6 protein-coding genes and 1 riboswitch are annotated in these 5,362 nt (G+C 78.0%); all 6 genes read right to left on the bottom strand.

From position 1 onward, the window contains the following. A partial coding sequence (locus tag RKE29_RS27565; RefSeq protein WP_312008391.1) for a PHP domain-containing protein occupies window positions 1-870 on the bottom strand: 870 nt, incomplete at its 3' end. Between the two features lie 156 nt (window positions 871-1,026). Then, a complete protein-coding gene (locus tag RKE29_RS27560) occupies window positions 1,027-1,653 on the bottom strand; it encodes a TIGR03086 family metal-binding protein (protein ID WP_312008390.1) in 627 nt (208 codons plus the stop codon). Between the two features lie 96 nt (window positions 1,654-1,749). Continuing rightward, a complete protein-coding gene (locus RKE29_RS27555; RefSeq protein WP_312008389.1) occupies window positions 1,750-2,136 on the bottom strand; it encodes a hypothetical protein in 387 nt (128 codons plus the stop codon). Window positions 2,137-2,271: 135 nt separating this feature from the next. Further along, complete coding sequence (locus RKE29_RS27550; RefSeq protein ID WP_312008387.1) at window positions 2,272-3,669, bottom strand: NtaA/DmoA family FMN-dependent monooxygenase; 1,398 nt, start codon at window positions 3,667-3,669, stop codon at window positions 2,272-2,274. Next, on the bottom strand, window positions 3,666-4,814 hold the full coding sequence (locus tag RKE29_RS27545) for an LLM class flavin-dependent oxidoreductase (RefSeq protein WP_312008385.1): 1,149 nt from the start codon (window positions 4,812-4,814) through the stop codon (window positions 3,666-3,668). The genes RKE29_RS27550 and RKE29_RS27545 overlap by 4 nt, the downstream gene beginning before the upstream one ends. Before the next feature lie 72 nt (window positions 4,815-4,886). Continuing rightward, entirely contained in the window at window positions 4,887-4,985 is a 99-nt protein-coding gene (locus tag RKE29_RS27540; RefSeq protein ID WP_312008384.1) for a putative leader peptide, read from the bottom strand. A gap of 6 nt (window positions 4,986-4,991) precedes the next feature. Beyond that, a riboswitch (SAM riboswitch) is annotated at window positions 4,992-5,083 on the bottom strand. Window positions 5,084-5,362 lie beyond the last annotated feature (279 nt).

The raw sequence follows: 5,362 nt of genomic DNA, 5'->3' as shown, positions 1-5,362 counted from the left end.
GGCGGCCTCCCGCGTCGCGGCCAGCAGCCGGGCGGCGCCGCCGCGCTCCTGCCCGGCCGCCCGCGCGATCCGCTCGGCCGCCGCGGCCATGGCCCGCGGGTCCTTCAGCCAGCGCTCGCCGGTGTCCACCGCCCGGCCGTCGACGGGCAGCAGGCGGCGCGCGGCGTCCAGCACGTCGGCCAGCCGGTGCTGGCGCGGGTCGGCGTCGGCGTACCGCACCGCGTTGGTCAGCACGGCGGTCAGGCCCTCCCGCGCGGCCAGCCCGACCGTACGGGCGGCCAGCCGCAGCGATCCCGGGCCGGTGCCGCCGCGCCCGTGGTCCACCGCCTCCAGCAGCACGTGCTCCCCGGCCAGCTCCCGCCACGGCGCGAGCAGCCGCGCCGCGTCCGCCGTCCGGCCCGCCGCCAGCGCGCGCACCGGCTCCGACACGGGTCCGAGCAGGACGGACAAGCCGGGCGCGAGGTGCGCGCGCAGCGCCTCCCAGGGCACCGCCGGCGGCCCGCCCGGGGCGTGCGCGGCCGTCACCAGGCGGCACAGGCCGGCCCAGCCCGCCGGGTCGCGGGCGAGCAGGGTCACCCGGTGGGCGGCCTCCGGCACGCGCCGGCCGCCGCGCACCGGGGTGCGCTTCCGCGCGGCGGGCGCCGGGGGGAGGGCGGGGGCCACGCCCACGTCCACGCCGAGGACCGGCCGCACCCCGGTCCTGCGGCAGGCCAGGACGAACCTGACCACGCCGCCGACGGTGTCCCGGTCGGTGAGCGCGAGGGTGTCCATGCCGCGCTCGGCGGCCCGCTCGACCAGCCGCTCGGGGCGGGAGACGCCGTACCGCACCGAGCGGCCGGAGGCGACGTGCAGATGCGTAAACCCACCCATCGCCCGCCGCCCATGGTGCCTCCCGCTTCCCGCTCACCCCCAGCCCGGTCCGTCGCTCGGACCCCGGAAGCACACCATAAGCCATGTAATCGAATATGTGTTCGCAAGGGGTCCGGATTCACCCCCTGTGACCTGGCGGTTCCGCCGCGGGCCGGATCAGGCCGACCACGCGGGGTCACGGCCGCTGAGGCCCACGGCGCGGTCCAGCGGCGGCGCGCCGGCCGGGACGGGCACCGGGGGCCCGTACACCCCGGCGGCGGCCGGGCCGTCCGCCGACGGGTTCAGCAGCGCGAGGACCGCCCCGGTGGACGCGGGGTCGCCGTCGAAGGGCTGCCCGGTGGCCCGGGCCAGGTCCCAGCCGTGGACGACCAGCTCGGTCAGCGCGACGACGCCCATCATCTCGGCGGGCAGGGTCGCCCCGGCCACCGTGACGCTCCCCCGCCAGGCCGCCGGATCCCGCCACGCGGCGGCCAGCTCCTCAAGGCGCCGGGGCAGCAGCGTCCGCCACCCGGGGTCCAGCCGGTCCGCCGACGCCTGCGGCCGGCTTGCGGCGGCGTCCGAGGAGGGCGGGGCCGGGTCCGGCGCCTTCCGCGCGGCGTGTTCGAAGGCCACCGTCAGGCCCATGAAGTGGTCCAGCAGGGCCGCCACCGAGTACTCCGTACAGGGGGTGGGGGCGGTCAGCTGCCCGTCGGCGATCCGGGGCAGCAGGGCGGCCACCTGCCGGGCCACCGGGCCGAGGTCCGTCGCCGGGGTCTGGGCGGTCTGTTCCGGTGGTGCGGGCACGGATACCACGCTCCTTGGTCGGGTGCTGTATCCCGTACGACTCCCGGCGCGCGCGGAACTCACCGCCCGCCGCGCGGCCGGTCCGCGGGCCTGCGGCTACCGGTTCTCCAGCCGCAGCCGCACCTCCCGCTCCTGGTCGCCGGCGGTCGCGCCCTGCTCCCGTACCAGGAAGGTGCGGGCCAGGGCGGCCCGCACCTGCTCCACCTGGTGCGGGCCGCCCTGCACGTCGGCCGTGACGGGCGCCGTCAGGGCGGCGGGGCCGGCCTGCGCGCGCTCCCCGGCGTCCTCGCCCACGTCGAAGGTCGAGGTCCACACCGTCGGCCTGCCCTCGGCGGCCTCCCGCGGCGGCTCGCCGGCGGGCCGGTCGCAGGGGAAGTACGCGCGCAGCGTGCCCAGGACGGCGTCGGCGTCGTCCCTGGAGCTGCCGCTGAGCGCCACCGTGACCTCGCAGTCCCGCGCGTCGGCCTGCTGTGCACTGACCATCGTGAACACCGTCCTCGCTGATCGCGGTCGTCCCGCCACGGGTTCCCCGATGTGCGGCACATGCGACCTGATCCGGCGCGGTCTCTTTCCCGGCCGGGGCCCGGCCGGGGCCCGGCCGGGCCGGGGCCGGCCCGGTCAGCCGGCCCGCGGCGGGGCCGCGGCCCGGTGGGTGAGCGGCTCGCGCAGGCCCAGGTGCTCGCGCAGGGTGGTGCCGGTGTAGGCGGTGCGGTAGACGCCGCGCTCCTGCAGTTCGGGGATCAGCAGGTCGACGACGTCGTCCAGGCCGTCCGGGACGAGGTACGGGGAGAGGTTGAAGCCGTCGAGCGCGCCGTGCCGGACGAAGCGGGCGAACTTCTCCGCCAGCCCGGCCGGGGTGCCGACGTGGCCCCACTGCGGGCCGAGCGCGATCACCGTCTCGCGCAGCGACCAGCCGTTCGCCTCCGCCTTCGCGCGCCAGGTGGCGACCGCGGCGTGCGGGGCGGCGACGCGGCGGGTGCCGAACGCGCCGGTGTTCTCCACGGCCACCGGGTCCTCGGCGGGCAGCGGGCCGTCGGCGTCGCGGTCGGACAGGTCGATGCCCCACATCAGGCCGGTGATCTGGAGCGCGGTGGCGGGGGTGACCTGCTGGAGCCGTATCCAGCGGGCCTTCTCCCGGGCCTCCTCCTCGGTGGCGCCGATGATGATCTGGGTTCCGGGCAGGATGCGCAGGTCGTCCTCGGGGCGCCCGGCGGCGCGCAGCCGCCGCCTGAGGTCCTCGGCGAAGGCCAGGGCGTCGTCGAAGTCGTCGCCGTGGGCGGAGAAGACGACGTCGGCGTTGCGGGCGGCGAAGTCTCGCCCCTCGGCCGAGTCCCCGGCCTGGAAGATCACCGGGTGGCCCTGCGGGCTGCGCGGCAGGAGGGGGGCGAGGTCGAGGTCGAACTGCTCGTCGCGCACCCGCACCCGGCGCACCGCGCCGGGCGCCGCCCAGGACCGCGCGCCGGCGGACGGGGCGGGGGCGTCGTCGGCCCAGCCGTCCCAGATCGCGCGGGCGGCGTTCAGGAACAGCTCGGCGCGGCGGTAGCGGTCGGCGTGGTCCAGGTAGCCGCCGCGCCGGAAGTTGGCGCCGGTCCAGGCGTTGTCGGTGGTCACGACGTTCCATCCGGCGCGGCCCTGGGAGAGCAGGTCCAGCCCGGCCAGCCGGCGGGCGAGGTCGGCGGGCTCGTTGTAGGTGGTGTTCGAGGTGCTGACCAGGCCGATCCGGTCGGTGACGGCCGCCAGCGCGGACAGCTGGGTGATCGCGTCGGGCCGGCCGGCGACGTCCAGCTCGTGGATCCGGCCGTCCACCTCGCGCAGCCGCAGCCCCTCCCCCAGGAAGAACGCGTCGAACAGGCCGCGCTCGGCGGTCTGGGCGACGCGCCGGAAGGTGGCGGGGTCGATCTGGGAGCCGCTGGCGGGGTCGGACCAGACCGTCCAGTGGTTGACGCCCTGGAAGAAGACGCCGAAGTGCAGCTGGGCGTCGGGGCGGGGCACGTCGCGGTCGTCGGCGTCGGTCATCGGGTGGTCTCCGGGGCGGCGGGAGCGGCGGGAGCGGCAGGGGCCGCGGGGGCGGGGACCGCGGCGGCGGGCGCGGCGAAGCGGCTGCCGGGCCGGGGCAGGCCCAGGGTCGTACGCAGCGAGGTGCCCGGCAGCGGGCGGGCGGCGAGGCGGCGGCGCAGCAGCGCCGGGACGACCAGGCGGGACAGGACGGGCAGGTCCTCGTCGAGCACCAGCGGGTGCAGCCGGACCCCGTGCACGGCGCCGGCCAGGCCGGCCAGCAGCGCGACCAGGCCCTCGGCGGTGCCGACGTGGCGCAGCCGTCCCCGGGCGGGCCACGGCGCGTGCCGTTCGAGGGCGGCCACCCGCTCGGCCGCGGTCGCCTCAGGGGTGCCGAGGGCGACCTCGACCTCGGCGAACGTGAGCGGGGCGGCGGTGCGGGCGGCGGCGGCGCGTACCGCCGCGGTGTCCGGGCCGCCGACGAGCGCGACATCGGCCTGCCCGGCGGGCAGCAGTCCGTCCGGGGCGAGCACCACCGGCCGGCCCTGCGGCGGCCGGGGCACGATCGCCGGGCCCTTGACCGCGTAGGTCTCGCCGGTGAAGTCGACGTAGTGCAGCCGGTCGCGGTCGAGGTAGCGGCTGGTGGCGACGTCGCGTATCACGGCGTCGTCCTCCCAGGAGTCCCACAGGTCGCGCACCACGCGCACCGCGTCGCGGGCCTCGCGGCGCAGCGCCGCCTCCCCCTCGACCTCAGGCCGCCCCCAGGCACGGGCGGCCTGGGGTTCGGGGTCGGCGGCGGCGACCCAGCCGGCCCGGCCGGCGGATATGTGGTCGAGCGAGGCGAGCTGGGAGGAGACGTGGAACGGTTCGGCGTACGTCGTGGAGACGACCGGGGCCAGCCCGAGCACGCTGGTCGACGCCGCGAGGAACGCGGCCCGCTCCACGGCTCCGATCCGGCCGACGGGCCCGGGGTGCGGGGCGGGCGGCAGCGGGCCGTCGTCCAGGGTGGCCAGGGTGAATCCGGCGTTCTCCACGACGGCCGCGACCTGCCGCGCCCGCTGGGGGGTCAGCGTGTGGGCGGGCGGGTGGGCGGCGCGGCGCCAGGCGTCGGGGTGGGAGCCGTCGCCGTCGATCTCGACGGCGAGGTGCAGGAGCGGGGCGGGCACGGCAGATCCTTCCGCGGGCATGGAGCGGGGGCGGTGCGCGGCACCGCGGGGCGTGGCGGGGGCGCGGGAGGATCAGATGGCGGAGGCGGTGCGGCACAGGTCGACGTGCCGGCGGGCGACCAGCGAGGTGCCCCGGCGCACGCGGTGCGCGGGGGTGGGTGCTGCGGCCACGGGCAACCTCCATCGTACCTGGCGTTAGCACCTCACGTCGGGCGACGCGGTTGCTGCGGCATCGGCGAGCCAGGTCTCTCCGCCGCTCTCGATGGAACGCCCTCAGCATACGGGTCGGCCTGTCGCGCTTGTCAACGTTTCGACGTTTGACGCTTCGACGTTTGACGCTTCAACGGCCGCGGGGTTGGTGGCATCCGGGCCGCGGGGCCGTCAGAGCGCTACCGGGTACGGGGGCTGAGGGGGCGTCGGCCGCGGGGCCGGGCCGCGGCGGCCTGCCAGTGGGCGGGGCGGGAGAGCGACGGCGGCAGCCCGGTGGCGGCGTCGCCGCGGGCCGCGTCGGCCTGGGCCTGGGTCAGGAAGACGCTGTGGGACAGGTC

It is taken from the genome of Streptomyces sp. B1866, assembly GCF_031932565.1.
GTDB lineage: Bacteria > Actinomycetota > Actinomycetes > Streptomycetales > Streptomycetaceae > Streptomyces.
The sequence above is the reverse complement of the archived record's forward strand: the minus strand, read 5'-3'. Positions and strand labels throughout refer to the sequence as shown.